This is a genomic window from Burkholderia sp. 22PA0106 (genome assembly GCF_047497155.1).
Taxonomy (GTDB): Bacteria; Pseudomonadota; Gammaproteobacteria; order Burkholderiales; family Burkholderiaceae; genus Burkholderia.
This window is the reverse complement of the sequence record NZ_CP163163.1, coordinates 3,520,370-3,542,789: the sequence shown is the minus strand read 5'-3', so window position 1 is coordinate 3,542,789 and position 22,420 is coordinate 3,520,370. Positions and strand designations below refer to the sequence as shown.

Genomic DNA, 22,420 nt, shown 5'->3' with positions numbered 1-22,420 from the left:
CGGGCGGGTACAGCGGGGAGCCGCGGCGTGGGCCGCGGCGGGAAGATCAGAGGCCCGAGGGGCGCTCCGTGAGCTTGCGTTCGAGGTCGGCCACGCGGCGCTCCAGCTCCTCGAGGCGCGCGCGGGTGCGGGCCAGGACTTGGGTTTGCGTGTCGAATTCCTCGCGGGTCACGAGGTCGAGCTTCGAGAAGCCTTGCGTGAGCATGGCCTTCACGTTGCGTTCGACGTCCTTGGCCGGCGAGTTTTTCAGCAGATCGCTGACGCGCGACTGCAGATCATTGAAAACGTCGCTGGGTTGCTTCATGAGATTCCCCTTCTCTGCACAAAAAATGTGCAATTTTCGTTGCGTTCGTGCCCACGATGCATGCATGAGCGGATTTGGTGCGTGCCGTGAGCCCGTTTCCGGGCATCGCGCGCCCCGTTGCGGCGCGCCGGGTGCCCCGGACGTCCGTGCACTCTAACAACCTTCGATTACGCACGCCAGCAAGGAGCCGCCATGTTGGCCGTTCGGGCAGGCTCCGGGCGGCCCGGGCCTGACTTTTCGGTGACCGAAACGTATTCGGACCGCGACTTGGCACGCGAGTTGCTGAGTGTGTTCCCGCTACCTACGGAACGCGCTCGGTCGGACCTCCGACCTGACAACCAGAAAGCGAGAGGACTTCATGAAACTGATTACCGCAATCATCAAGCCGTTCAAGCTCGATGAGACGCGCGAGGCGCTCTCCGCGCTCGGCGTCTCCGGCATCACGGTGACGGAGGTGAAGGGCTTTGGCCGCCAGAAGGGCCATACCGAGCTCTATCGCGGCGCCGAATATGTCGTCGACTTCCTGCCGAAGATGAAGATCGAGGCAGCGGTGTCCGACGATCTCGTCGACCAGGCTGTCGAGGCCATCGAGCGGGCAGCCCGCACGGGGAAGATCGGTGACGGCAAGATTTTCGTCACGCCGATCGAACAGGTTATCCGGATTCGCACCGGGGAGACGGGCGCCGACGCCCTGTAAATCAAACAGAACGACAAGCGACAAGAGGAAACCTAAGATGCGCAAACTTTTGATGTCACTGCTGATGGCCGGATCGCTCGTCGCGACCGGCATCGGTGCTGCGATGGCCGACGATGCGTCGTCCGCGCCCGCCGCAGCCTCGGCTGCCGTTGCTTCGGACGCCGCCGCCAGCGCCCCTGCCGCCAGCGCCGCACCTGCGCCGGCCCCGGCTGCTTCGGCCGCCCCCGACGCCAGCGCGGCCGCCGCCGCACCGGCCTCGGCTGCCTCGGCCCCGGCCGCTCCTGCCGCACCGACCGCGCCCGTCTCGGTGGATTCCTCGAAGATCAACTCCGGCGACACCGCCTGGATGCTGACCTCGGTGGCACTCGTGCTGTTCATGACGATCCCGGGCCTGGCCCTGTTCTACGGCGGCATGGTCCGCAAGAAGAACGTGCTCGCCACGGTCATGCAAAGCTTCGCGATCACCGCGCTGATCACGGTGCTCTGGACGGTGATCGGCTACAGCCTCGCGTTCACGCCGGGCAACGGCTTCATCGGCGGCTTCTCGCGCGTCCTGCTCTCGGGCATGAGCTACGTGAAGGGCGACACGGCGACCACGCTGACCGTCAGCCACCTGGCCACGACGATTCCGGAATCGGTCTATGTCGTGTTCCAGATGACGTTCGCGATCATCACGCCGGCCCTGATCTGCGGCGCGTTCGCCGATCGCATGAAGTTCTCGGCGATGCTGGTGTTCATGACGATCTGGTCGCTGGTGGTGTACGTGCCGATCGCCCACATGGTCTGGGAACCGACCGGCTGGCTGGCAACGGACGGCGTGCTCGACTTCGCAGGCGGCACGGTGGTGCACATTAACGCCGGTATCGCGGGCCTGGTCTGCGCCCTGGTGCTCGGCAAGCGCGTCGGCTACGGCCGCGAAGCGATGGCGCCGCACAACCTGGTCCTGACGCTGATCGGCGCCTCGATGCTGTGGGTGGGCTGGTTCGGCTTCAACGCAGGTTCGGCAGTGGCGGCTGACGGCCGTGCCGGCTTCGCGATGCTGACGACGCAGGTCGCCACGGCTTGCGCCGCGCTGGGCTGGATGTTTGCCGAGTGGATCGCCAAGGGCAAGCCCTCGGTGCTGGGTATCGTGTCGGGCGCCGTTGCGGGCCTGGTGGCCATCACCCCGGCAGCCGGCTTCGTCGGCGTGGGTGGTGCACTGGTGATCGGTATTGCCGCGGGCGTGGTCTGCTTCTGGTCGGCCACGTGGCTCAAGGTCAAGCTGGGCTACGACGACTCGCTCGACGCGTTCGGCGTGCACGGCGTGGGCGGTATCCTCGGCGCGCTGCTGACGGGCGTGTTCGCGGTCAAGGACATCGGCGGCTTCGACGGCAGCCTGCTGGTTCAGGCCAAGGGCGTGCTGATCACGCTGCTCTACAGCGGCATCGTGACCTTCATCATCCTGAAGGTGATCGACATGGTGATGGGCCTGCGCGTGACGGAAGAAGAGGAACGCGAAGGTCTGGACATCATTCTGCACGGCGAACACGTCGAGTAAGCATCGCATCACATACCGGTAATGCGCCGGGCGGCGCCGCGAAACGCCGCCCGGCCAACAGAATGAGCGCAGCGACTTCGACCCGCCTTCCCGGCGGGTCTTTTTTCGTCTGCGGTTTCGCAAGCATCTCACGCCTCGCGCGCCTCGCGGCCCGGCTGGAAAACCCTTCCGCCTATCGGGTCAATAGCGAGAAAAAGAACTGGACAACCTTGCGAACCCGGGAACAATCCCCAAATGGGCGCAGTAATTGCTCTACAATCTTTTTTCTCCTGTTCGCGAGTGATTCATGGTTCCCCATCTCGTTACGGCGTTAAACGGTCCGCTGCTCGAGCTGGAGCGGAAGATCCTCGATGCGACGCCAGCAATCGAACGCTGGTTCCGCCTCGAGTGGCAGGAACACACGCCGCCGTTCTACTGTTCGGTCGATCTGCGTAACGCCGGCTTCAAGCTCGCCCCCGTCGACGCCAATCTGTTCCCCGGCAGTTTCAACAATCTGCCGCAGGAAGTGCTGCCCCTCGCCGTGCAAGCGGCGATGGCCGCGATTGAAAAAATTTGCCCGGATGCGAAAGGCCTGCTGGTCATTCCGGAGCTGCCCACCCGCAATGCGTTCTACCTCGAAAACGTCGCGCGGCTCGCCGCGATCATGCGTCAGGCCGGCCTGAACGTGCGTTTCGGTTCGCTCGACCCGAGCGTGACGGATACCACGCCGATCACGCTCGCCGACGGCCAGAAGATCGTGCTGGAGCCGCTCGAACGCTCGCAGCGCCGCCTCGGCCTGAAGAATTTCGACCCGTGCTCGATCCTGCTGAACAACGATCTGTCGGGCGGCATTCCCGACGTGCTCGAAAACCTGCACGAGCAATACCTGCTGCCGCCGCTGCACGCGGGCTGGGCGGTGCGCCGCAAGTCGACGCACTTCGCCTGCTACGACGACGTCGCGAAGAAGTTCGCGAAAATGGTCGGCGTCGACCCGTGGATGGTGAATCCGTACTTCGCGCATGTGGGCGACATCGACTGGCAGGCCGGCAACGGCGGCGAGGCGCTGGCCGACGCGATCGACGCGGTGCTCAAGAAGATCGCCCGCAAGTATCGCGAGTACGGCATCAGCGAGAAGCCCTACGTGGTCGTGAAGGCCGATGCGGGCACCGCGGGCCGTGGCGTGATGACGGTGCACGATGCCTCCGAGATCGGCGGCATGACCAAGCTCGAACGCGCGCAGATGTCCGAAACCAAGGCCGGACTGCCGGTGAGCGACGTCATCGTGCAGGAAGGCGTGTATACGTTCGAGCGGATCGGCGACGACGTGGCCGAGCCGGTCGTCTACATGATCGACCGCTACGTGGTGGGCGGCTTCTATCGTACCCACTCGGCGCGCGAGCGCGACCAGAACCTCAACGCGCCCGGCATGCACTACGTGCCGCTCGGTTTCGAGCACACCGCGCTGCCCGACGCGCACGCGAAGCCCGGCGCCGCACCGCCGAACCGCTTCTATATGTACGGCGTGGTGGCCCGGCTCGGCCTGCTCGCCTCGTCGATCGAGCTCGAAAAGACCGATCCCGAGGCGATTCAGGTCTGAGGCGCCGCCGCCGACCCACCGCCCGACATCACAGGATTCGCATGGACATTCTTTTTATCGCCGACCCGCTGGATCGCTTCAAGATCTACAAGGACACGACCTACTCGATGATGGCCGAGGCCGCGCGCCGCGGCCACGCGATCTACGCGTGCGAGCCGCAGCAACTGGCCTGGACGGGCAGTTCGGTCGAGGCCGACGTGCGGCGCGTGACGATCGTCGGTGATCCGGCCGATCTGCACCGCGATGCCTGGTTCGAGGCCGCCGCACCGGAATCGCGCGCGCTGACCGCGTTCGGCGCGGTGCTGATGCGCAAGGACCCGCCGTTCGACATGGAGTACGTGACGTCGACCTGGCTGCTCGAAGTGGCCGAGCGCGCCGGCGCGAAGATCGTCAACCGCCCGCAGGCGATCCGCGATCATTCGGAAAAGCTCGCGATCGGAGAATTCCCGCAGTTCGTCGCGCCCACGCTGGTCACGCGCGACGCCGCGCGGTTGCGCGCGTTCCATGCCGAGCATGGCGACGTGATCGTCAAGCCGCTCGACGGGATGGGCGGGATGGGCGTGTTTCGCGTGAAGGCCGACGGCATGAATCTCGGCTCGATCGTCGAGATGCTCGGCGAGGACGGCCGCCGCTCGCTGATGATTCAGAAGTTCATCCCCGAGATCAAGGCCGGCGACAAGCGCATCCTGCTGATCGGCGGCGAGCCGGTGCCGTTTTCGCTCGCGCGCATTCCGCAGGGCAACGAGGTGCGCGGCAACCTGGCCGCAGGCGGCATCGGCGTGGCGCAGCCGCTGACCGAGCGCGACCGCGAGATCGCTGCCGCGCTCGGGCCGGTGCTGGCTGCGCGCGGCCTGCTGCTGGTCGGGCTCGATGCGATCGGAGACTGGCTCACCGAAGTCAACGTCACGAGCCCCACCTGCTTCCGCGAGATCATGGAGCAGACCGGTTTCGACGTGGCCGGCATGTTCGTCGACGCGCTGGAGCGTCTGGTCGGCTGAGGATTGCTGAGTATTGCCGGCGGCGGCCGCGCAGGTCCCCCGCCGCCGGATCTAGCGGGGCCACTTCAATGTGGAGTGGCCCCGAAATCGGCCTGCTACAATGCCCGCACGCCCGGTAGGACTACTACTCGTGGTTCCAGGTCCGGCGGTCGGGCCGACATTGTTGCAAGGTTGACATGGCAGGCATCCTGATCATCGCTCATGCTCCGCTCGCCACGGCATTGCGGGAGTGCATTTCCCACATCTATGGCGGGCTGCCCGCGCGCATCGGCGCCATCGATGTGATGGCGGACAGCGATCCCACTCAAGTCATGGCGTACGCTCATTCCGAAATCGCGCGTCTGCGCGAGGAAAACGGCGTGCTGGTGCTGACCGACATGTATGGCGCGACACCGGCCAACATCGCCGGCCAGCTCGCGAAGCTCGATGGCGTGCGCGTGCTCGCCGGCGTCAATCTGCCGATGCTGGTGCGCTCGGTGTGCTATCGCACCACGCCGATCGACACGCTGGTCGAAAAGGCGCTGGCCGGCTCGACCAAGGGCATTCATGAAGTGGCGGCCGGCACGCCGCCGCCGCGTCCCGGCCTGGGCTGCGGCGAGTGCGCTCCGATTCCGCCCGAACCCAAGCCGCAAACCGAAACGCATTAGCCGACGGCCGCCTCGCGCGGCCGTTTGGCATCCCTTCGCCGGCGCGAGGGCGCCGGCTGTCTCCACCCGAACGGAACACCATGCTTCAGCAAGAAACGACCATCGTGAATAAATTGGGGCTGCATGCCCGCGCGTCGGCCAAGCTGACCCAACTGGCCGGCAACTTCCAGTCGGAAGTCTGGATGACCCGCAACGGCCGGCGCATCAACGCGAAAAGCATCATGGGCGTCATGATGCTGGCGGCCGGCATCGGCAGCACGGTGACCCTCGAGACCGAAGGTCCGGACGAGCAGGAAGCGATGACGGCGCTGCTCGGGCTGATCGCCGACAAGTTCGGCGAAGGCCAGTAAGGCCGGCTCGCTGCCGGCCTGGTTCGGAATCCGGAATGCCGCGTGATCTCACGCGGCATTTCTCTTTATTCAGACAACAGATCATTGCTGGCGGATGGTGCGGCGCATGCAGCCACGCGGGGCGTGCGGAATTTATAATCGCGAGTCGGGGTCATATGCGCAGCGCGGCGATGGGCCGCGGCAGACCGGACTCACAGGAGGTGCGCGTGTCGTTCACGCTGCAAGGAATTCCCGTTTCGAGAGGCATCGCGATCGGTCGTGCGTATCTGATCGCGCCGGCGGCGCTCGACGTCGCGCATTACCTCGTCGAGGCGCTGCAGCTCGACGCCGAGGTCGACCGATTGCGCGCGGCCTTGCTGGCCGTGCGCGGCGAGCTCGACGCGTTGCGCGCCGACCTGACCGAAGAGACGCCGAGCGAGGTGGCCGCCTTCATCGACGTCCATTCGATGATCCTCAACGACGCCATGCTCGTGCAGGAAACCATCGATCTGATCCGCGACCGCCGCTACAACGCCGAGTGGGCGCTGACCGAGCAGCTCGACGTGATCGTCGGCCATTTCGACGACATCGAGGACGAGTACCTGCGCGAGCGCAAGGCCGACATCCAGCAGGTGGTCGAGCGCGTGCTGAAGGCGCTGGCCGGCGCGCCGTCGGCCTCGCAGGCACTGGGCGGCGCGGCCAGTTGCAAGGACGACATGATCGTGGTCGCGCACGACATCGCGCCGGCCGACATGATGCAGTTCAAGAACCAGGCGTTCCGCGCGTTCGTCACCGATCTCGGCGGGCGCACCTCGCACACGGCCATCGTCGCGCGCAGCCTCGGCATTCCGGCGTCGGTCGGCGTGCAGCACGCGAGCGCGCTGATTCGCCAGAACGACGTGATCATCGTCGACGGCGATCAGGGCATCGTGATCGTCGATCCTGCGCCGATCGTGCTCGAGGAATATTCGTACCGGCAATCGGAGAAGGCGCTCGAACAGCGCAAGCTGCAGCGGCTGAAATTCTCGCCGACGCAAACGCTGTGCGGCACCAAGATCGAGCTGCTCGCCAATATCGAATTGCCCGACGACGCGAAGACAGCCGTGGACGCGGGCGCGGTGGGCGTCGGCCTGTTCCGCACCGAGTTCCTGTTCATGAACGACGTGCATGCGCTGGCCGAGGAGGAGGAGCAGTTCCACGCCTACCGCCGCGCCGTCGAGCTGATGAACGGCATGCCGGTGACGATCCGCACCATCGACGTGGGCGCCGACAAGCCGCTCGATTCGCACGACGAAGGCTACGAAACGGCGCCGAACCCGGCGCTCGGGCTGCGCGCGATCCGCTGGAGCCTGTCCGAGCCGCAGATGTTCCTCACGCAGTTGCGGGCGATCCTGCGCGCGTCGGCCACCGGGCCGGTCAAGATCCTGATCCCGATGCTCGCGCACGCGCAGGAGATCGACCAGACGCTCGACCTGATCCGCGAGGCGAAGCGCCAGCTCGACGATGCGGGCATGGCCTACGATCCGAACGTGCAGGTCGGCGCGATGATCGAGATTCCGGCCGCCGCGATCGCGGTGCCGCTGTTCCTCAAGCGCGTCGATTTCCTGTCGATCGGCACCAACGATCTGATCCAGTACACGCTGGCGATCGATCGCGCCGACAACGAGGTCGCGCACCTGTACGACCCGCTGCATCCGGCCGTGCTGCACCTGATCGCCTTCACGCTGCGCGAGGCCAAGCGGGCCGGCGTGCCGGTGTCGGTGTGCGGGGAAATGGCCGGCGACCCGGCGATGACGCGCCTGCTGCTCGGCATGGGCCTGACCGAGTTCTCGATGCATCCGAGCCAGTTGCTGGTGGTCAAGCAGGAGATCCTGCGCGCGCACCTGAAGGCGCTGGAGAAGCCCACCGCCGACGTGCTGGCGTCCTACGAACCGGAAGACGTGCAGCTTGCGCTCAAGCAGTTGTCGGCGGCGGAACCGAAGGCCGACATGGCGGCCTGAGCGCGGTTCACGGCGGCAAAAACAGAACGGCGGCGCATCGCAACGATGCGCCGCCGTTTCGTTTTTGCCGCGTCGTTCAGTGCCGGTTGCCGCAGACAGGGCAGTCGGGCTGTCGCGCGATGCGCATCGTGTTCCATTCCATGCGCAGCGAATCGAGCATCATCAGCCGGCCCACGAGCGGCTCGCCGATGCCGCCGATCACGCGCAGCGCCTCGGCCGCCTGCATCGCGCCGATGATGCCGACGGTCGGCGCGAACACGCCCATCGTCGAGCAGGCCGTTTCCTCGAACGGCTGATCCTCGGGAAACACGCAGGCGTAGCAGGGCGAGGCCGGATCGCGGAAATCGAACGTGCTGATCTGGCCGTCGAAACGCAGCGCCGCGCCCGATAAGAGCGGCACGCCGTGCGCCGCGCAGGCGCGGTTGATCGCATGGCGCGTCGCGAAGTTGTCGCTGCAATCGAGTACCACGCTCGCGCGCGGCACGGTCGCATCGAGCCAGGCCGCGTCGGCGCGCTCGGCTACGGCGTGCACGGTCACCTCCGGGTTGAGCCGCGCGAGCGCCTCACGGCCCGACGCCACCTTGGGCTGGCCGATCGATTCGGTGACGTGCAGGATCTGCCGTTGCAGGTTGGTCAGGTCGACGGTGTCGGCGTCCACCAGCGTGATCGTGCCGACGCCGGACGCCGCCAGATACATCGCGGCCGGCGAGCCGAGGCCGCCGGCGCCGATCACGAGCGCATGCGCGTCGAGAAAGCGCTGCTGCGCCTCGATGCCGATCTCGTCGACGAGGATGTGGCGGGAATAGCGGAGCAGTTGTTCGTCGTTCATCGCGGGGCGGATTGCGGATTGGGCGCCGTGCTTGGCTTTGGCTTCAGCCGCTATTTTAGGCGCGTTCACCTGCCGGCTGCCGGGCACGGGCCGACGGCCGCACCAAAGGAAACGGGCCACCGCGGCAGCGCCGCGATGGCCCGTTGCAGGCGCAGCGACCGGCTTACTTGGTCGCCGACGCCGGCTTGGCTGCCGCCGGCTTGGCCGGCGTCGTGACCTTCGGTGCCGAGGCCGACGGCGCGGCTGCAGCTGCCGTCAACGGCTTCGAGGTGCTTTCGGCCAGCAGCGACTTCGATTCCTGAACCGGCTTGCCTTCGAGCTTGGCCAGCGCTTGCTGGAGCATGAAGTCGTCGGCGCTGCCGAATTCCACCGGCTTACGGTTGCGATCCTTCTCGCGCTGCTCCGGTGTCTTCTTGTCGTTCTGCTCCTCGAGAATGCGGAGCTGGTCGAGACGGCGCTGTTCGCGGGCCTCGAGTTCCTTCTTCTCGTTCGGATCCTGGGTGTTCGCGAGGTGGTTCGTGTAATCCACTTCGCGCGTGACGAGCACGTCGTCCGGATCGCCGTCGGCGAACTGATCGACCGGGATATCCGGCACGATGCCCTTGTTCTGGATCGAACGGCCGCTCGGCGTGTAGTAGTACGCCGTGGTCAGGCGCAGGCCGGTGTCGGCGGTCAGCGGACGCACGGTTTGCACCGAGCCCTTGCCGAACGTGGTCTTGCCCATGATCTGCGCGCGGTGCGAATCCTGCAGCGCGCCGGCGACGATTTCCGATGCCGACGCCGAATAGGCGTTGGTCAGCACGATCATCGGCACAGTCTTGAAGACGGCCGGCAGGTTCTTCAGCGGATCGGAATCGAAGGTCGGCAGACGGTAGTTGTCGTAATCGTCGCGATAGACCTGCTTCGAATCGGGGATCTGGCCGTTGGTCGACACCACCACCGAGTTCGGCGGCAGGAACGCGCCGGCCACGCCGACCGCGCTCTGCAGCAGGCCGCCGCCGTTGTTGCGCAGGTCGACCACGAGGCCCTTCAGGTTCGGCTGCTGACGCGCGATGTCCTGCAGGCGGGCTGCGAGATCGGGCGTGGTGCGTTCCTGGAAGCTCGTGATGCGGATATAGGCGTAGCCCGGATCCAGCATCTTCATCTTCACGCTCTGCACCTTGATGATGGCGCGCGTGACCGACACCGGGAAGGTGCGGTCGTCGGTCTTGCGGAAGATGGTCAGCGTGACCTTGGTGCCCGGATCGCCGCGCATCTGCTTGACGGCCTTGTCGAGCGTCATGCCGCGTACGGGCTTGTCGTTGATGCGGGTGATCAGGTCGCCCGGACGGATGCCGGCGCGGAACGCGGGGGTGTCCTCGATCGGCGAGATGACCTTGATCAGGCCGTCTTCCTGCGAAATCTCGATGCCCAGGCCGGCGAAGCTGCCCTTCGTCTGTTCCTGCAGTTCCTGGTAATCGGTCTTGTCGAGATAGGACGAGTGCGGGTCGAGGCTCGACACCATGCCCTTGATCGCGGCGGTCAGCAGCTTCTTGTCGTCGACCGGTTCGACGTATTCACGCTTGATCTGGCCGAACACCTCGGCGAACAGCCGCAGTTGGTCGAGCGGCAGCGGCGTCGTGATCGTGGCTTGCTGGGCGGACGCCGAAATTTGGAGCGTCGCGAAAACACCGGTGGCAAGGCCCGCGGCAACGAGGCCGATATTCTTCAATTTCATTCGCATAGGATCGTGTGCGTCGGAAAGCGCGTGTGGCTATGGCTTGAAGGTGTGAGGACGGACAAGTATATCCCCGATCGTTCGAATGCTTCGCCGTTGCGGGCGGAAGCGATGACGAAGCGGGTTCGACAGCGGCGGCGCGGCGGGGTTCTCGTGAATTTGCGACGACCCCGCCGCGCCGTTTCGAGCCGATTCGCGCTGCGTGAAGCGGCTGGCTGGCGCGAACCTGACACGCGGCTGACCGACGCGACCGCTACTGTGTCGTGCCGGCGCCGCGCTTACTTCGATTTGCCCTGTTGCGCGACGGCGGCTTGCGCGGCCGCGATGGCGGCCTGGTCGCCGAGGTAGTAATGCTTGATCGGCTTGAGGTTCTCGTCGAGTTCATAGACGAGCGGCACGCCGTTCGGGATGTTCAGGCCGACGATGTCGGCATCCGAAATGCCGTCGAGGTACTTGATCAGCGCGCGCAGCGAGTTGCCGTGCGCGGCGATCAGCACCTGCTTGCCGGCCTTGACCGCCGGCGCGATCGACTCGCTCCACAGCGGCAGCACGCGGGCCACGGTGTCCTTCAGGCATTCGGTGAGCGGCAGTTGCTCGCGCGGCACCTTGGCGTAGCGCGGGTCGGCGAACGGCGCGCGCTCGTCGGTCGACTCCAGCGCCGGCGGCGGCGTGTCGTAGCTGCGGCGCCAGACGAGCACCTGCTCGTCGCCGAACTTGGCGGCCGTCTCGGCCTTGTTCAAGCCCGACAGCGCGCCATAGTGGCGTTCGTTGAGGCGCCACGAATGGACCACCGGCAGGTACATCTGGTCCATCTGGTCCTGCACGTGCCACAGCGTGCGGATCGCGCGCTTGAGCACCGACGTGTAGGCGATGTCGAACGCGTAACCGGCTTCCTTCAGCAGCACGCCGGCCTGGCGCGCCTCGTGGTTGCCTTGCTCGGTCAGGTCGACGTCGACCCAGCCGGTGAAGCGGTTTTCCTTGTTCCAGGTCGATTCGCCGTGGCGGATGAGAACGAGCTTGTACATAGCGATAGCTTGCAGGTCGGTAGTGAGGAAGCGGGCCGGAAGGCGCGTTCGTTGCGGGTGCGCCATCGTGTCGTGGCGGTTATTTTATAATGGCAGGATTGTCCTTTTCGATTTCTCTTTTTAGCGGCGGATCCTCCGTGACGTTCTTTACCGATTACTTCAACCTTGCGCTCATCGCGATCCTGCTCGTTTCGGGTGGTTTGCTGGTCTTCCCGACGCTGCGTCGCGGGGGCGGCGGCCTGTCGAGCGCCGAGGCGACCCAACTGATCAATCGCCGCAACGCGATCGTCATCGACCTGCGGCCGTCCGCCGAATACGCGGTCGGGCACCTGCCGGCGTCGCGCTCGGTCGAATACGCGGAGCTCTCGACCAAGCTGGGCCAGGTTGCCAAGAACAAGAGCGCACCGCTGCTGCTGGTTTGCCAGAACGGCCAGCAATCGAACAAGGCGGCCAAGGTCGCTCGCGAAGCCGGCTACGGCGAAGTCCATGTACTGCAAGGCGGCGTTGCCGAGTGGCAGAAGGCCGGCATGCCGGTCGTCAAACAAGGAGTGGCGAAGTGAACAAAGTAGTCATGTACAGCACGCAGGTCTGCCCGTATTGCATGATGGCCGAGCGCCTGCTGAAGCAACGCGGCGTCGAGCTGATCGAGAAGGTGCTGATCGACAAGGAACCCGCGCGCCGCGCCGAGATGATGGAGCGCACCGGGCGTCGCACCGTGCCGCAGATCTACATCGGCGAAACGCATGTCGGCGGCTACGACGACCTGTCGAAACTCGATCGCGAAGGCGGCCTGCTGCCGCTTCTGGAAGCCGCCTGATTCCGGCAGAATGTCGCCTCCCGGGCGCCGGGGCGGGGCAACGTGCCGTGCGGGCATGTCAAGACAATCGGGTGGTCGGTCAAAACCGGCCGCCGTCATATCATTTTTAGGGAGCCAACATGTCCGACGTCGAAAACCAGCCGTTCTTCAACATCCAGCGTATCTACCTGAAGGATCTGTCGCTCGAGCAGCCGAATTCGCCGGCGATTTTCCTCGAGCAGGACATGCCGTCGGTTGAAGTGGAAGTCGACGTGAAGGCCGAACGTCTGGCCGAAAGCGTGTACGAAGTGATCGTGTCGGGTACCGTCACGGCGAAGGTGAAGGACAAGGTCGCGTTCCTGATCGAAGCCAAGCAAGCGGGTATTTTCGACATCCGCAACATCCCGGAAGAGCAGCTCGATCCGCTGGTCGGCATCGCCTGCCCGACGATCCTGTTCCCGTACCTGCGCTCGAACATCGCCGACGCGATCACGCGTGCCGGTTTCCCGCCGATCCACCTCGCGGAAATCAACTTCCAGGCGCTCTACGAGCAACGTCTGGCGCAAATCACCCAGCAGCAGGGTGGCGCCAACGGCGCGACGCTGAACTGAGCGCTTCCCACGAACCGGTGCTGGGTCTATGAAAGTTGCTGTTCTCGGCGCCGGTGCGTGGGGCACCGCGCTTGCCGCGCATCTGGCCGCGCGGCACGATACGCTGTTGTGGGCGCGCGATCGCGCGCTCCTCTCGGGGCTGGCCGCCCATCATGAAAATTCCCGCTACCTGCCCGGCGTGCCGTTGCCGGCCGCGCTGCGCTGCGAGCCCGATCTCGCGATCACGCTCGATCATGCGGCCGCCGCCGACGCGCTCTGCGTGATCGGCGCCCCCGTGGCTGGGCTGCGCGCGCTGTGCGCCGCGATGCGCGCCGCGCCGCGCGTGCCGGCGCACGTGATCTGGGTCTGCAAGGGCTTCGAAGCCGAAACGGAATTGATGCCGCACCAGATGATCGCCGAAGCGCTGCCGGGGCATGCGAGCCACGGCGTGCTGTCGGGGCCGAGCTTTGCGCGCGAGGTGGCGCAGGGCCTGCCGGTTGCGTTGACGGTCGCCAGCAGTTCGGCGGCGTGCCGCGATCGCACGCTCGAAGCGTTCCATCACGGCGCGATGCGCATCTACACCGGCGACGACGTGGTCGGTGTCGAAGTGGGGGGCGCGGTCAAGAACGTGCTGGCGATCGCCACCGGCATCGCCGACGGGCTCGGGCTGGGCCTGAACGCGCGCGCCGCACTGATCACGCGCGGGCTGGCCGAGATGTCGCGGCTCGGCGTGGCGCTCGGCGGCCGTGCCGAAACGTTTACGGGCCTGACCGGCCTGGGCGACCTGATCCTGACCGCCACCGGCGATCTATCGCGCAATCGCAAGGTCGGCTTGCAACTGGCGGCCGGCTTGTCGCTCGACGAAATCCTCGCCGCGCTCGGCCACGTGGCCGAAGGCGTGCGCTGCGCCCGCGCGGTGCTGGCGCTGGCGCGTGCGCAGTCGATCGACATGCCGATCACCGAAGCGGTCTGCAGTGTGCTGTTCGAGGGTGTCGCCGCGCGCGATGCCGTCAGCGGGCTGCTGCGCCGCGACGCCAAGGCCGAATGAATTCGGGCGGCCGCAAGCGCCGCCCGGTGCGCTGGAACGGGCTTGAACGAGGCCTGGCCGGTTGCCATCATCGGATGGGAGATGTCCGATGAATCTCCGTCAATTTTCCTGATTGAACGCCGATCGGCGTTGAATGTCGCGCAATGCGCTGCTGTGTTCCGACCGGAACTGCCATGTTGCCGCCTGCGTAAAGCGCAACAAACGGTTCGGTTTCTGGCGTCGCGCCGTCATCGCGCCTACGCTTGCCTTATCGAGATTGCCCCCGATGGGAGGCTTGCATGCTCACGATCGGTTCGACGCGCATCGAAGCGCGTGTCGTCGACATCACCACGCTGACGGTCGACGCGATCGTCAACGCGGCGAACGAATCGCTGCTCGGCGGCAGCGGCGTGGACGGCGCGATCCATCGCGCGGCCGGCCCCGAACTGCTGGCCGAATGCCAGACGCTGGGCGGCTGCGCGACGGGTGACGCGAAGCTCACGCATGGCTATCGGCTGCCGGCGCGACATGTGATTCATGCGGTCGGCCCGGTGTGGCACGGCGGGATGTCGGGCGAGGCCGAGCAGCTTGCCGCGTGCTACCGGCGCTCGCTCGAAGTGGCGGCCGCGGCCGGCTGCGCGTCGCTGGCCTTCCCGGCGATCAGTTGCGGCGCGTACCGGTTTCCGCCCGAGGTGGCCACGGCGATCGCCGTCAGCACGGTGGTGTCGATGCTGCCCGGGGCGGGCTTCACGCGCATCGTGTTCGCCTGCTTCAGCGACGACATGCTCGACCACTACAACGCCGAACTGGCGCGGCTCTGACGGCAAGCGCGTGAAGTGAACGCGTGAGGCAGGCGAATTACTCGCCGCCTTCGAAGCCGGCCTGGCGCCACGCTTCGAACACCACCACCGCCACCGTATTCGACAGATTGAGGCTGCGATTGCCGGGCCGCATCGGCAGACGCACGCGCTGCTCGTTCGGAAAGCGCGCCAGCAGCGCCTCGCTGAGGCCGCGCGTTTCCGCACCGAACACGAACCAGTCGCCGGGCGTGAACGCGTGATCGTGGAAGCGGCCCGAGCCGCGCGTGGTGAACGCGAACAGGCGCGCCGGGTCGGGCGTTTCCTTGTCGAGGAACGCGTCCCAGTCGCGATGCACGTTCATCTGCGCGTATTCGTGATAATCGAGCCCGGCGCGACGCAGCTTCGCGTCGTCGAGCGGGAAGCCGAGCGGCTCGATCAGATGCAGCCGCGCGCCGGTATTCGCGCACAGGCGGATCACGTTGCCGGTGTTCGGCGGGATTTCGGGTTCGACGAGTACGACGTTGAACATGTTCGTTTCCAGTTCGTTGATGCTTGATGCGATGGGGTTCTGCAGCGCGAGGCCGGCGCTTGCCCAAGCTGCTTCGGCCCCGCTAATCCTTCGCGGTGCGCAGCGCGACGTAGTTCGTCACGCGCCGCGCGCCCGCTGCCTTCAGCCTTGCGGCCAGCGCGTCGAGCGTGGCGCCCGATGTCATGACGTCGTCGACGACGCCTACATGCAGCCCGCGCACCTCGCCCGCAACGACGAACGCACGCGCGACGTTGGCGCGCCGCGCCGCTTCGTCGAGCCGCGATTGCGGCGCGGTGTGCACGGCGCGCGCCACGAGCCGTGCATCGGCCGGCACGCCGAGAGCGCGTGCGAGCGGCTGTGCGATCGCCCAGGCCTGGTTGTAGCCGCGCTCGACTAGCCGTTGCCGCGACAGCGGCGCGGGCACGATCACGTCGGGCCGCGGGTCGCCGGCCGGCGCATCGGCGGCCATGCACGCGAGCCGCTCGCCGAACAGCGTACCGACGGCGAGCCGCGCGCGGAACTTCAGATCGAGCACCAGCGTATCGAGCGGCGCGCGATAGTCTGCCAGCGCGAGCGTTGTATCGAACGGCGGTGGTGCGGCGCGGCAGCGGTCGCAACGGTAATCGGTGCGATGCCCGCCCGGCGCGCGTCGCCGATGCGGTTGCCGCGCAGCAAGCGGCAACGCGCATTGGGTACAGCGCAGGCGCGACTCGTTCCAGTACGCCGCGTCGCAGGCTTCGCACAGTACGTTGCGTGACGAATTGCCGCACAACGCACACAGATTCGGCAGCGCAACGGCAATCGCGCGTCGGCAAGCCATGCGCAGCGCCCCAGCGAGCCCGGCCGACATGCTGCGGCGCAATACGGCGGTGATGTTCATCGGGTTTCTCCACGCGGGCCGCTCGTACTGAAGCACGCGAGGCGAGCGAGTATACTTCGCGCACTTCGCCAGTTTGCCCGACATGTCCTCCGTTTCCGCACCCTCCGGCCGTCCGGCCAATGATCCCCGGCATCTGCAGCGGATCTTCGATCGCCGTGCCGCCGCCTTCGACGCGGTTGCATTCCTGCCACGAGAAATTGCCCAACGCATGGGCGAACGTCTCGACTACATCAAGGTGAATCCGTCGGGCGTGCTCGATGCGGGCTGCGGCGTCGGCAACGATCTGCCGCTGCTGCGCGCGCGATTTCCCGAGGCACCTGTCTATGGCGTCGATCTATCCACGGCGATGCTCGCGCGTGCGGCCTCGCAGGAATCGGCCGATACGAGCTGGCGGCGTTTCCTCCCGGCCTCGCTGTCGAAGGCGCTCGGCCAGCGCGGGCCGCGCCTCGCGCAAGCCGATTTCGCGGCGTTGCCGTTCGCGGGCAGTGCGTTCGATTTCGTCTGGTCGAATCTCGCGCTGCACTGGCACTCGCGCCCGGACCTCGTATTTCCCGAATGGCAACGCGTGCTGCGTGTGGGTGGCCTGCTGATGTTCAGCACGCTCGGCCCCGATACGCTGCGCGAATTGCGTGCCGCCTATGCCGATGCTGAGGCCGTTACCGATTGCGCGCCGCGCCCACACGTGATCGACTTCGTCGACATGCACGATCTCGGCGACATGCTGGTCGAAAGCGGTTTCGAGATTCCCGTGATGGATCAGGAAGCGTTGACGATCACCTACAAATCGGCCGCCTCGCTGTTGGCCGACGTGCGGCGCTGGGGCGCTTACCCGTTCGCGCGCGGCGCGGGCGAACGCCTGCCGGCACGCGCCTATCGTGCGTTGGTCGATGCGCTCGAAGCGCGTCGGCGCGACGACGGCACCATCGCCTTGAGCTTTGAAGTGATCTACGGACACGCCTGGAAAGCCACGCCGCGCATGACGGCGGAAGGTCATGGAATCGTGCGCCTGGAAGATATCGGACGCGGCCCTCGCAAGAATATTTAATGCGGTAAAGAGGGGTTTCGTTATGCCGGAAATTAGCGCTCGAAAACGACGCCAAAAAGTCTCCTAAAATGCTTGAAACGCTTGTCCAGCATGGGTTTGGCGGCGCCGGGGGCTTGCTTGTAGATGCGGTTTTTCACGCCTATAATGCGTCAGTTTGCCATTCTGTAAACGCCCCGCAATACAGGGCTGCAGGCCCGTTTCGGGCCAGCTTCGATGCCGATCGCGAGAGGCAGCGATGAGTGGAACGACAGGTATCTCGGACACCGAAACAGTTTTGATGGATTGGCTCATCAAGCGCAATTGTTCGGTTTCGCCGCGCCAGTTCGTGGCGTGTTACGTGTCGCTGGCCGTGTTCTCGCTCGCGATCGCCGTGCTGTTGTGGTGGCGCGGCGCCTGGCTCGTGCTGCCGTTCACCGGCGCGGAGTTGTTGGCAGTCGGCGCGGCATTCGCCATCTATGCGCGTCACGCAGTCGATTACGAACGCATCAGGTTGTTTCCGCATCGTCTGCTGATCGAGCGGATGAGCGCCGAGCAGCTGACGCGCTTCGAGTTCAACCCGTGCTGGGTGCGGGTCGAACCGGGGGCGTCGCCGCGCGATCCGGTCAGGGTCGTGTCGCGCGGGCAGAGCGTCGTGGTCGGGCAGTATCTCGCTCAATATCGGCGAGCCCAGTTCGCTCGTGAGTTGCATGCGTCGTTGAGGCGATGCGGCTGATCGGGGCGGCCGCCAGCATCGTGGGCGGTGGGGGGAGGGTAGGAATGACAATTTTGGGTAAGGAAATCATGAAAACAATCAATCGCGCCCTCATTGGTTTGCTGGCGGTAGGCGGGTTACTCGCGTCCGGCACTGCCCTGGCCGTCGGCGACAGCCCCGGTGGGCCGCGCGTCAACGAGATCAATCTCCAGCCCCCCGTCACGAAGATCGCGCAGGAACTGTACGACCTGCACACCATGATGCTGATTCTTTGCACGGTGATCTTCGTCGGCGTGTTCGGCGTGATGTTCTATTCGGTTTTCGCACACCGCAAATCGCGCGGCCACAAGGCCGCGAATTTCCACGAAAGCACCACCGTCGAAATCATCTGGACGATCGTGCCGTTCGTGATCGTCGTGCTGATGGCGCTGCCGGCCACCAAGGCCGTGGTCGCCATGAAGGACACCACCAACGCCGATCTGACCGTCAAGGTCACGGGCTATCAGTGGAAGTGGGGCTACGACTACGTGAAGGGGCCGGGCGAGGGCATCAGCTTCGTGTCGACGCTGACCACCCCGCGCAGCGAAGTGAACGGCCAGCAGCCGATCAGCGATACCTACCTGCAGGAAGTCGACAACCCGCTCGTGGTGCCCGTCGACAAAAAGATCCGCATCATCACCACGGCCAACGACGTGGTCCATTCATGGTCCGTGCCGGCGTTCGGCGTCAAGCAGGACGCGATCCCGGGCTTCGTGCGCGACGCCTGGTTCAAGGCCGACAAGATCGGCACCTATCGCGGCTCCTGCACCGAGCTGTGCGGCAAGGAACACGCCTACATGCCGGTGGTCGTGAAGGTCGTGTCGGCGGACGATTACGACAAATGGGTCAAGGACGAAAAGGCCAAGGCCGCTGCCGCGACGCTCGATCCGAACAAGGTCTGGACCAGCGCCGAGCTGATGGCGCACGGTGAGGACGTCTACAAGGCCAATTGCGCGGCCTGCCACCAGCCGAACGGCAAGGGCCTCGGTGCGTTCCCGGCCATCGACGGCAGCAAGATCGCCACCGGCCCGATCGCCGGGCACCTCGACATCGTGCTGCACGGCAAGGGCGCGATGCCGAGCTGGGCGTCGCTGTCCGATGTCGATCTGGCCTCGGTGATCACCTACGAACGCAATGCCTGGGGCAACCACATGGGCGACGCGCTGCAGCCGAAGCAGGTGACCGACGCGCGCAACGGCAAGATGCCCGAAGGCGGCGCGGCACCGGCCGCCGGCAACGCGCCGGCCGCGAATGCATCGGCATCCGAAGCATCGGTGCAGGCTGCGGCGGCAACGGGCGCGTCGGATGCCGGTGCGGCGGATGCGGCGCAAACCGCCGCGCTGCCCGCCGCGATCTATTTCGACACCGGCAAGAGCGACCTGCCGGGCGACGCCAAGGCCGTGATCGATGCGGCGGCGCAATATGCGAGCGCGCACGCCGATGCGAAGCTTACGTTGTCGGGTTACACGGACAAGACGGGGTCGGCGGCTGCCAATGCCGATCTCGCCAAGCGCCGCGCGCAAGCCGTGCGCGACGCCCTCAAGGCCGCGGGCGTGGCCGAGAGCCGCATCGTGCTGCAAAAGCCGCAAGCGATCACGGGTGGTGCCGACGCCAGACAAGCGCGACGGGTACAGATCGCACCGGCCGCCTGAGCCACCGTTCGTCGTCCTGACCGACGGCATCGGAATACGAATTAGGAGACATCCATGTCTAGCATTGGACACGACGTACCCGCAGACCACGCGCACGACGAGCATGCGCACGCGCTGCCGCATGGTTGGCGCCGCTGGCTGTTCGCGACGAATCACAAGGACATCGGCACGCTGTATCTGCTGTTCTCGTTCGTGATGTTCCTGTCGGGCGGCGTGATGGCGCTCGGCATCCGCGCCGAGCTGTTCGAGCCGGGCCTGCAGATCATGCGCCCCGAATTCTTCAACCAGCTCACCACCATGCACGGCCTGATCATGGTGTTCGGTGCGATCATGCCGGCGTTCGTCGGCTTCGCGAACTGGATGATCCCGCTGCAGATCGGTGCGTCGGACATGGCCTTCGCGCGCATGAACAACTTCAGCTTCTGGCTGCTGCCGGTGGCGGCGGTGCTGCTGGTCGGTTCGTTCTTCGCGCCGGGCGGTGCCACGGCGGCCGGCTGGACGCTCTACGCGCCGCTGTCGACGCAGATGGGGCCGGGCATGGATTTCGCCATCTTCGCGGTGCACCTGATGGGCGCCTCGTCGATCATGGGCGGCATCAACATCGTCGTGACCATCCTCAACATGCGCGCGCCCGGCATGACGCTGATGAAGATGCCGATGTTCGCGTGGACCTGGCTGATCACGGCCTACCTGCTGATCGCCGTGATGCCGGTGCTGGCGGGTGCGATCACGATGGTGCTGTTCGACCGTCACTTCGGCACCTCGTTCTTCAACGCGGCCGGCGGCGGCGATCCGGTGATGTACCAGCACATCTTCTGGTTCTTCGGGCATCCCGAGGTCTACATCATGATCCTGCCGGCGTTCGGGATCGTCTCGCAGGTGATCCCGGCGTTCTCGCGCAAGCCGCTGTTCGGCTACAGCTCGATGGTGTACGCCACCTCCTCGATCGCGATTCTCTCGTTCATGGTGTGGGCGCACCACATGTTCGCCACCGGCATGCCGGTCACGGGCCAGTTGTTCTTCATGTACGCGACGATGCTGATCGCAGTGCCGACCGGCGTGAAGGTGTTCAACTGGGTCGCCACCATGTGGCGCGGTTCGCTGAGCTTCGAGACGCCCATGCTGTTCTCGATCGGCTTCCTGTTCGTGTTCACGTTCGGCGGCCTGACGGGCCTGATGCTCGCGATGGCGCCGCTCGACATCCAGTATCACGGCACCTATTTCGTGGTGGCGCATTTCCACTACGTGCTGGTGGCCGGCTCGCTGTTCGCGCTGTTCTCGGGCTGGTACTACTGGTCGCCGAAATGGACCGGCTGGATGTACAACGAGATGCGCGGCAAGATCCACTTCTGGGCGACGATGATCTTCTTCAACGTCACGTTCTTCCCGATGCACTTCGTCGGCCTGGCCGGCATGCCGCGCCGCTACGCCGATTACCCGGCGCAGTTCACCGATTTCAACCAGGTGGCGACGATCGGCGCGTTCGGCTTCGGTCTTGCTCAGGTGTACTTCCTGTTTGCGGTGGTGCTGCCCGCCTATCGCGGCGGGGGCGAACTGGAGCGAGCCGGCGACAAGCCGTGGGATGGAGCGACCGGCCTGGAATGGACGGTCCCGAGCCCGGCACCGTTCCATACCTTCGAGCACCCGCCGACGGTCGACTGACGCACCATGCGCTGGTCGCCCGGCCCGGGCGGCGGCGCCCACCACCCGCCCGAGCCGATGACCCGCCACTCTTCACAAGCACGCACACCCGCGCAGATCCGCGCGGGCAACAAGCGCCTCGGCCTGATTTTGCTTGCCGTGGTCGCCGTATTCTTCATTGCCGCCGTCGCCAATCAGTGGATCGCTTCGACCTCATGATGTAGACGCCGGCCCAGACAGAGAGGATTCCTCACCATGTCGAAATCGATCGCCGAGGCCGACAGCCTGTTCAACCGCACGATGCTGATCAAGCTCGTGATCGTGGCGGCGCTGATGTTCGGTTTCGGCTTTGCGCTCGTGCCGATCTATCGCGCGATCTGTCAGGCGACCGGCATCAACAATCTCGTGCAGCGCGATGTCAGCGCGCGCGAGGCGCGCAACACGCAGGTCGACCTGAGTCGCACGGTGTCGGTCGAGCTCGATGCGAACGCGCGCGGGCCGCTCGGCTTCCGGCCCGAGCAGCGCAGCCTCGACGTGCATCCGGGCGAGGTGATGACGGTGGTGTACGAAGTCACCAACGGGCAGGACCGGCCGGTCGTCGCGCAGGCGATCCCGAGCTACGCGCCGAAGCAGGCGACCGAGTACTTCAAGAAGATCGAGTGCTTCTGCTTCACGCAGCAGACGCTGAAGGCCAACGAGTCGCGCAAGATGCCGGTGGTGTTCGTGATCGACAAGGCGCTGCCGAAGGATGTGAAAACCATCACGTTGTCCTACACGTTTTTCGAACTGAACAAGCCGGCGCCGGTGGCGGCCGTGCAGGCCAGCCCGGGCGCGTGACGCGGCAGGGCTGCACGGCGAATGCAATGCAGGCGGGAGAGGTCATGACGCAAGGCTCGATCGGCAAGACGTTCAAGGCGGTGTTGTGGTCGTTCTTCGGCGTGCGCAAGCGCAGCGATCTGGAGGCGGACGCGCAATCGCTGAATCCGCTGCATGTGCTGCTGGTCGCACTGGTCGCGGCTGCGCTGTTCATTGGCGTGTTGCTGCTGATCGTGCGGGCGGTGGTGGGGTAGC

25 protein-coding genes are annotated in these 22,420 nt (G+C 65.8%); 19 read left to right on the top strand and 6 right to left on the bottom strand.

All coding sequences use genetic code 11. The features are described 5' to 3' along the window. Nucleotides 1-46: 46 nt before the first annotated feature. Nucleotides 47-304, bottom strand: coding sequence for an accessory factor UbiK family protein (locus tag AB4850_RS30760; RefSeq protein ID WP_206131574.1), 258 nt, complete (start codon nucleotides 302-304; stop codon nucleotides 47-49). A 358-nt stretch (nucleotides 305-662) separates the two neighbouring features. On the opposite strand from AB4850_RS30760, the gene AB4850_RS30755 reads away from it, so the two are divergent. The 7 genes from AB4850_RS30755 (at nucleotide 663) to ptsP (ending at nucleotide 8,088) form a co-directional block, all read left to right on the top strand. Beyond that, nucleotides 663-1,001 (top strand): P-II family nitrogen regulator, encoded by a 339-nt coding sequence (locus AB4850_RS30755; RefSeq protein WP_006398175.1) that lies wholly within the window; start codon nucleotides 663-665, stop codon nucleotides 999-1,001. A gap of 37 nt (nucleotides 1,002-1,038) precedes the next feature. Continuing rightward, nucleotides 1,039-2,538, top strand: coding sequence for an ammonium transporter (locus AB4850_RS30750; protein WP_414443170.1), 1,500 nt, complete (start codon nucleotides 1,039-1,041; stop codon nucleotides 2,536-2,538). A gap of 286 nt (nucleotides 2,539-2,824) precedes the next feature. Further along, nucleotides 2,825-4,114: a glutamate--cysteine ligase gene (gene gshA / locus AB4850_RS30745; RefSeq protein WP_414443169.1), complete on the top strand. Its 1,290-nt coding sequence runs from the start codon at nucleotides 2,825-2,827 to the stop codon at nucleotides 4,112-4,114. A gap of 41 nt (nucleotides 4,115-4,155) precedes the next feature. Next, nucleotides 4,156-5,112, top strand: a complete 957-nt coding sequence (gene gshB, locus AB4850_RS30740) for a glutathione synthase (RefSeq protein WP_414443168.1) — start codon at nucleotides 4,156-4,158, stop codon at nucleotides 5,110-5,112. 176 nt (nucleotides 5,113-5,288) lie between these two features. Then, nucleotides 5,289-5,759, top strand: a complete 471-nt coding sequence (locus AB4850_RS30735; protein ID WP_414443167.1) for a PTS sugar transporter subunit IIA — start codon at nucleotides 5,289-5,291, stop codon at nucleotides 5,757-5,759. 80 nt (nucleotides 5,760-5,839) lie between these two features. Further along, nucleotides 5,840-6,109 (top strand): HPr family phosphocarrier protein, encoded by a 270-nt coding sequence (locus AB4850_RS30730; RefSeq protein ID WP_414443166.1) that lies wholly within the window; start codon nucleotides 5,840-5,842, stop codon nucleotides 6,107-6,109. Between the two features lie 155 nt (nucleotides 6,110-6,264). Further along, nucleotides 6,265-8,088, top strand: coding sequence for a phosphoenolpyruvate--protein phosphotransferase (gene ptsP / locus AB4850_RS30725; RefSeq protein WP_414443165.1), 1,824 nt, complete (start codon nucleotides 6,265-6,267; stop codon nucleotides 8,086-8,088). A gap of 76 nt (nucleotides 8,089-8,164) precedes the next feature. Here ptsP and AB4850_RS30720 read toward each other — a convergent pair whose 3' ends face one another. The 3 genes from AB4850_RS30720 to gpmA all read right to left on the bottom strand — a co-directional run bounded on the left by AB4850_RS30720 (nucleotide 8,165) and on the right by gpmA (nucleotide 11,659). Beyond that, a complete protein-coding gene (locus tag AB4850_RS30720; RefSeq protein ID WP_414443164.1) occupies nucleotides 8,165-8,917 on the bottom strand; it encodes a HesA/MoeB/ThiF family protein in 753 nt (250 codons plus the stop codon). Between the two features lie 163 nt (nucleotides 8,918-9,080). Next, nucleotides 9,081-10,640 carry a S41 family peptidase gene (locus AB4850_RS30715; protein ID WP_414443163.1) on the bottom strand — a complete coding sequence of 520 codons (1,560 nt, stop codon included), beginning with the start codon at nucleotides 10,638-10,640 and terminating at the stop codon, nucleotides 9,081-9,083. A 272-nt stretch (nucleotides 10,641-10,912) separates the two neighbouring features. Beyond that, the gene (gpmA, locus tag AB4850_RS30710) at nucleotides 10,913-11,659 is read right to left on the bottom strand and encodes a 2,3-diphosphoglycerate-dependent phosphoglycerate mutase (RefSeq protein ID WP_414443162.1); all 747 of its coding nucleotides are present in this window, start codon (nucleotides 11,657-11,659) and stop codon (nucleotides 10,913-10,915) included. A 137-nt stretch (nucleotides 11,660-11,796) separates the two neighbouring features. On the opposite strand from gpmA, the gene AB4850_RS30705 reads away from it, so the two are divergent. The 5 genes from AB4850_RS30705 (at nucleotide 11,797) to AB4850_RS30685 (ending at nucleotide 14,893) form a co-directional block, all read left to right on the top strand. After that, nucleotides 11,797-12,219 carry a rhodanese-like domain-containing protein gene (locus tag AB4850_RS30705; RefSeq protein WP_414445666.1) on the top strand — a complete coding sequence of 141 codons (423 nt, stop codon included), beginning with the start codon at nucleotides 11,797-11,799 and terminating at the stop codon, nucleotides 12,217-12,219. Then, a complete protein-coding gene (gene grxC, locus AB4850_RS30700; RefSeq protein WP_414443161.1) occupies nucleotides 12,216-12,476 on the top strand; it encodes a glutaredoxin 3 in 261 nt (86 codons plus the stop codon). The genes AB4850_RS30705 and grxC overlap by 4 nt, the downstream gene beginning before the upstream one ends. A gap of 119 nt (nucleotides 12,477-12,595) precedes the next feature. Next, nucleotides 12,596-13,066, top strand: a complete 471-nt coding sequence (gene secB, locus AB4850_RS30695; protein ID WP_414443160.1) for a protein-export chaperone SecB — start codon at nucleotides 12,596-12,598, stop codon at nucleotides 13,064-13,066. Between the two features lie 28 nt (nucleotides 13,067-13,094). Then, complete coding sequence (locus AB4850_RS30690; RefSeq protein WP_414443159.1) at nucleotides 13,095-14,093, top strand: NAD(P)H-dependent glycerol-3-phosphate dehydrogenase; 999 nt, start codon at nucleotides 13,095-13,097, stop codon at nucleotides 14,091-14,093. A gap of 278 nt (nucleotides 14,094-14,371) precedes the next feature. Continuing rightward, nucleotides 14,372-14,893: an O-acetyl-ADP-ribose deacetylase gene (locus tag AB4850_RS30685; protein WP_414443158.1), complete on the top strand. Its 522-nt coding sequence runs from the start codon at nucleotides 14,372-14,374 to the stop codon at nucleotides 14,891-14,893. A 37-nt stretch (nucleotides 14,894-14,930) separates the two neighbouring features. Here the strand turns inward: AB4850_RS30685 and trmL are convergent, their stop codons facing one another. Both trmL and AB4850_RS30675 read right to left on the bottom strand, forming a co-directional pair. Beyond that, the gene (gene trmL, locus AB4850_RS30680; protein WP_206129623.1) at nucleotides 14,931-15,401 is read right to left on the bottom strand and encodes a tRNA (uridine(34)/cytosine(34)/5-carboxymethylaminomethyluridine(34)-2'-O)-methyltransferase TrmL; all 471 of its coding nucleotides are present in this window, start codon (nucleotides 15,399-15,401) and stop codon (nucleotides 14,931-14,933) included. Nucleotides 15,402-15,483: 82 nt separating this feature from the next. Further along, nucleotides 15,484-16,281 carry a ComF family protein gene (locus AB4850_RS30675; protein WP_414443157.1) on the bottom strand — a complete coding sequence of 266 codons (798 nt, stop codon included), beginning with the start codon at nucleotides 16,279-16,281 and terminating at the stop codon, nucleotides 15,484-15,486. A gap of 82 nt (nucleotides 16,282-16,363) precedes the next feature. On the opposite strand from AB4850_RS30675, the gene AB4850_RS30670 reads away from it, so the two are divergent. The 7 genes from AB4850_RS30670 (at nucleotide 16,364) to AB4850_RS30640 (ending at nucleotide 22,419) form a co-directional block, all read left to right on the top strand. Further along, nucleotides 16,364-17,326 carry a methyltransferase domain-containing protein gene (locus AB4850_RS30670; RefSeq protein ID WP_414443156.1) on the top strand — a complete coding sequence of 321 codons (963 nt, stop codon included), beginning with the start codon at nucleotides 16,364-16,366 and terminating at the stop codon, nucleotides 17,324-17,326. A 235-nt stretch (nucleotides 17,327-17,561) separates the two neighbouring features. Further along, the gene (locus AB4850_RS30665; RefSeq protein ID WP_414443155.1) at nucleotides 17,562-18,038 is read left to right on the top strand and encodes a DUF2244 domain-containing protein; all 477 of its coding nucleotides are present in this window, start codon (nucleotides 17,562-17,564) and stop codon (nucleotides 18,036-18,038) included. Between the two features lie 44 nt (nucleotides 18,039-18,082). Then, nucleotides 18,083-19,708, top strand: coding sequence for a cytochrome c oxidase subunit II (gene coxB, locus AB4850_RS30660; protein ID WP_414443154.1), 1,626 nt, complete (start codon nucleotides 18,083-18,085; stop codon nucleotides 19,706-19,708). Between the two features lie 54 nt (nucleotides 19,709-19,762). Next, nucleotides 19,763-21,370, top strand: coding sequence for a cytochrome c oxidase subunit I (gene ctaD, locus AB4850_RS30655; protein WP_414443153.1), 1,608 nt, complete (start codon nucleotides 19,763-19,765; stop codon nucleotides 21,368-21,370). A gap of 57 nt (nucleotides 21,371-21,427) precedes the next feature. Further along, nucleotides 21,428-21,568, top strand: a complete 141-nt coding sequence (locus AB4850_RS30650) for a cytochrome oxidase small assembly protein (RefSeq protein WP_414445665.1) — start codon at nucleotides 21,428-21,430, stop codon at nucleotides 21,566-21,568. A gap of 36 nt (nucleotides 21,569-21,604) precedes the next feature. Then, nucleotides 21,605-22,186 (top strand): cytochrome c oxidase assembly protein, encoded by a 582-nt coding sequence (locus AB4850_RS30645; protein WP_414443152.1) that lies wholly within the window; start codon nucleotides 21,605-21,607, stop codon nucleotides 22,184-22,186. A gap of 44 nt (nucleotides 22,187-22,230) precedes the next feature. Beyond that, complete coding sequence (locus tag AB4850_RS30640) at nucleotides 22,231-22,419, top strand: DUF2970 domain-containing protein (RefSeq protein ID WP_414443151.1); 189 nt, start codon at nucleotides 22,231-22,233, stop codon at nucleotides 22,417-22,419. The last annotated feature ends 1 nt before the right edge of the window (nucleotide 22,420 follow it).

Bases quoted from the DNA above. Each gene is read 5' to 3' on its own strand.
- AB4850_RS30760 (WP_206131574.1), bottom strand. From the start codon at position 304: ATGAAGCAACCCAGCGACGTTTTCAATGATCTGCAGTCGCGCGTCAGC.
- AB4850_RS30755 (WP_006398175.1), top strand. From the start codon at position 663: ATGAAACTGATTACCGCAATCATCAAGCCGTTCAAGCTCGATGAGACG.
- AB4850_RS30750 (WP_414443170.1), top strand. From the start codon at position 1,039: ATGCGCAAACTTTTGATGTCACTGCTGATGGCCGGATCGCTCGTCGCG.
- gshA (WP_414443169.1), top strand. From the start codon at position 2,825: ATGGTTCCCCATCTCGTTACGGCGTTAAACGGTCCGCTGCTCGAGCTG.
- gshB (WP_414443168.1), top strand. From the start codon at position 4,156: ATGGACATTCTTTTTATCGCCGACCCGCTGGATCGCTTCAAGATCTAC.
- AB4850_RS30735 (WP_414443167.1), top strand. From the start codon at position 5,289: ATGGCAGGCATCCTGATCATCGCTCATGCTCCGCTCGCCACGGCATTG.
- AB4850_RS30730 (WP_414443166.1), top strand. From the start codon at position 5,840: ATGCTTCAGCAAGAAACGACCATCGTGAATAAATTGGGGCTGCATGCC.
- ptsP (WP_414443165.1), top strand. From the start codon at position 6,265: ATGCGCAGCGCGGCGATGGGCCGCGGCAGACCGGACTCACAGGAGGTG.
- AB4850_RS30720 (WP_414443164.1), bottom strand. From the start codon at position 8,917: ATGAACGACGAACAACTGCTCCGCTATTCCCGCCACATCCTCGTCGAC.
- AB4850_RS30715 (WP_414443163.1), bottom strand. From the start codon at position 10,640: ATGCGAATGAAATTGAAGAATATCGGCCTCGTTGCCGCGGGCCTTGCC.
- gpmA (WP_414443162.1), bottom strand. From the start codon at position 11,659: ATGTACAAGCTCGTTCTCATCCGCCACGGCGAATCGACCTGGAACAAG.
- secB (WP_414443160.1), top strand. From the start codon at position 12,596: ATGTCCGACGTCGAAAACCAGCCGTTCTTCAACATCCAGCGTATCTAC.
- AB4850_RS30690 (WP_414443159.1), top strand. From the start codon at position 13,095: ATGAAAGTTGCTGTTCTCGGCGCCGGTGCGTGGGGCACCGCGCTTGCC.
- AB4850_RS30685 (WP_414443158.1), top strand. From the start codon at position 14,372: ATGCTCACGATCGGTTCGACGCGCATCGAAGCGCGTGTCGTCGACATC.
- trmL (WP_206129623.1), bottom strand. From the start codon at position 15,401: ATGTTCAACGTCGTACTCGTCGAACCCGAAATCCCGCCGAACACCGGC.
- AB4850_RS30675 (WP_414443157.1), bottom strand. From the start codon at position 16,281: ATGAACATCACCGCCGTATTGCGCCGCAGCATGTCGGCCGGGCTCGCT.
- AB4850_RS30670 (WP_414443156.1), top strand. From the start codon at position 16,364: ATGTCCTCCGTTTCCGCACCCTCCGGCCGTCCGGCCAATGATCCCCGG.
- AB4850_RS30665 (WP_414443155.1), top strand. From the start codon at position 17,562: ATGAGTGGAACGACAGGTATCTCGGACACCGAAACAGTTTTGATGGAT.
- coxB (WP_414443154.1), top strand. From the start codon at position 18,083: ATGACAATTTTGGGTAAGGAAATCATGAAAACAATCAATCGCGCCCTC.
- ctaD (WP_414443153.1), top strand. From the start codon at position 19,763: ATGTCTAGCATTGGACACGACGTACCCGCAGACCACGCGCACGACGAG.
- AB4850_RS30650 (WP_414445665.1), top strand. From the start codon at position 21,428: ATGACCCGCCACTCTTCACAAGCACGCACACCCGCGCAGATCCGCGCG.
- AB4850_RS30645 (WP_414443152.1), top strand. From the start codon at position 21,605: ATGTCGAAATCGATCGCCGAGGCCGACAGCCTGTTCAACCGCACGATG.
- AB4850_RS30640 (WP_414443151.1), top strand. From the start codon at position 22,231: ATGACGCAAGGCTCGATCGGCAAGACGTTCAAGGCGGTGTTGTGGTCG.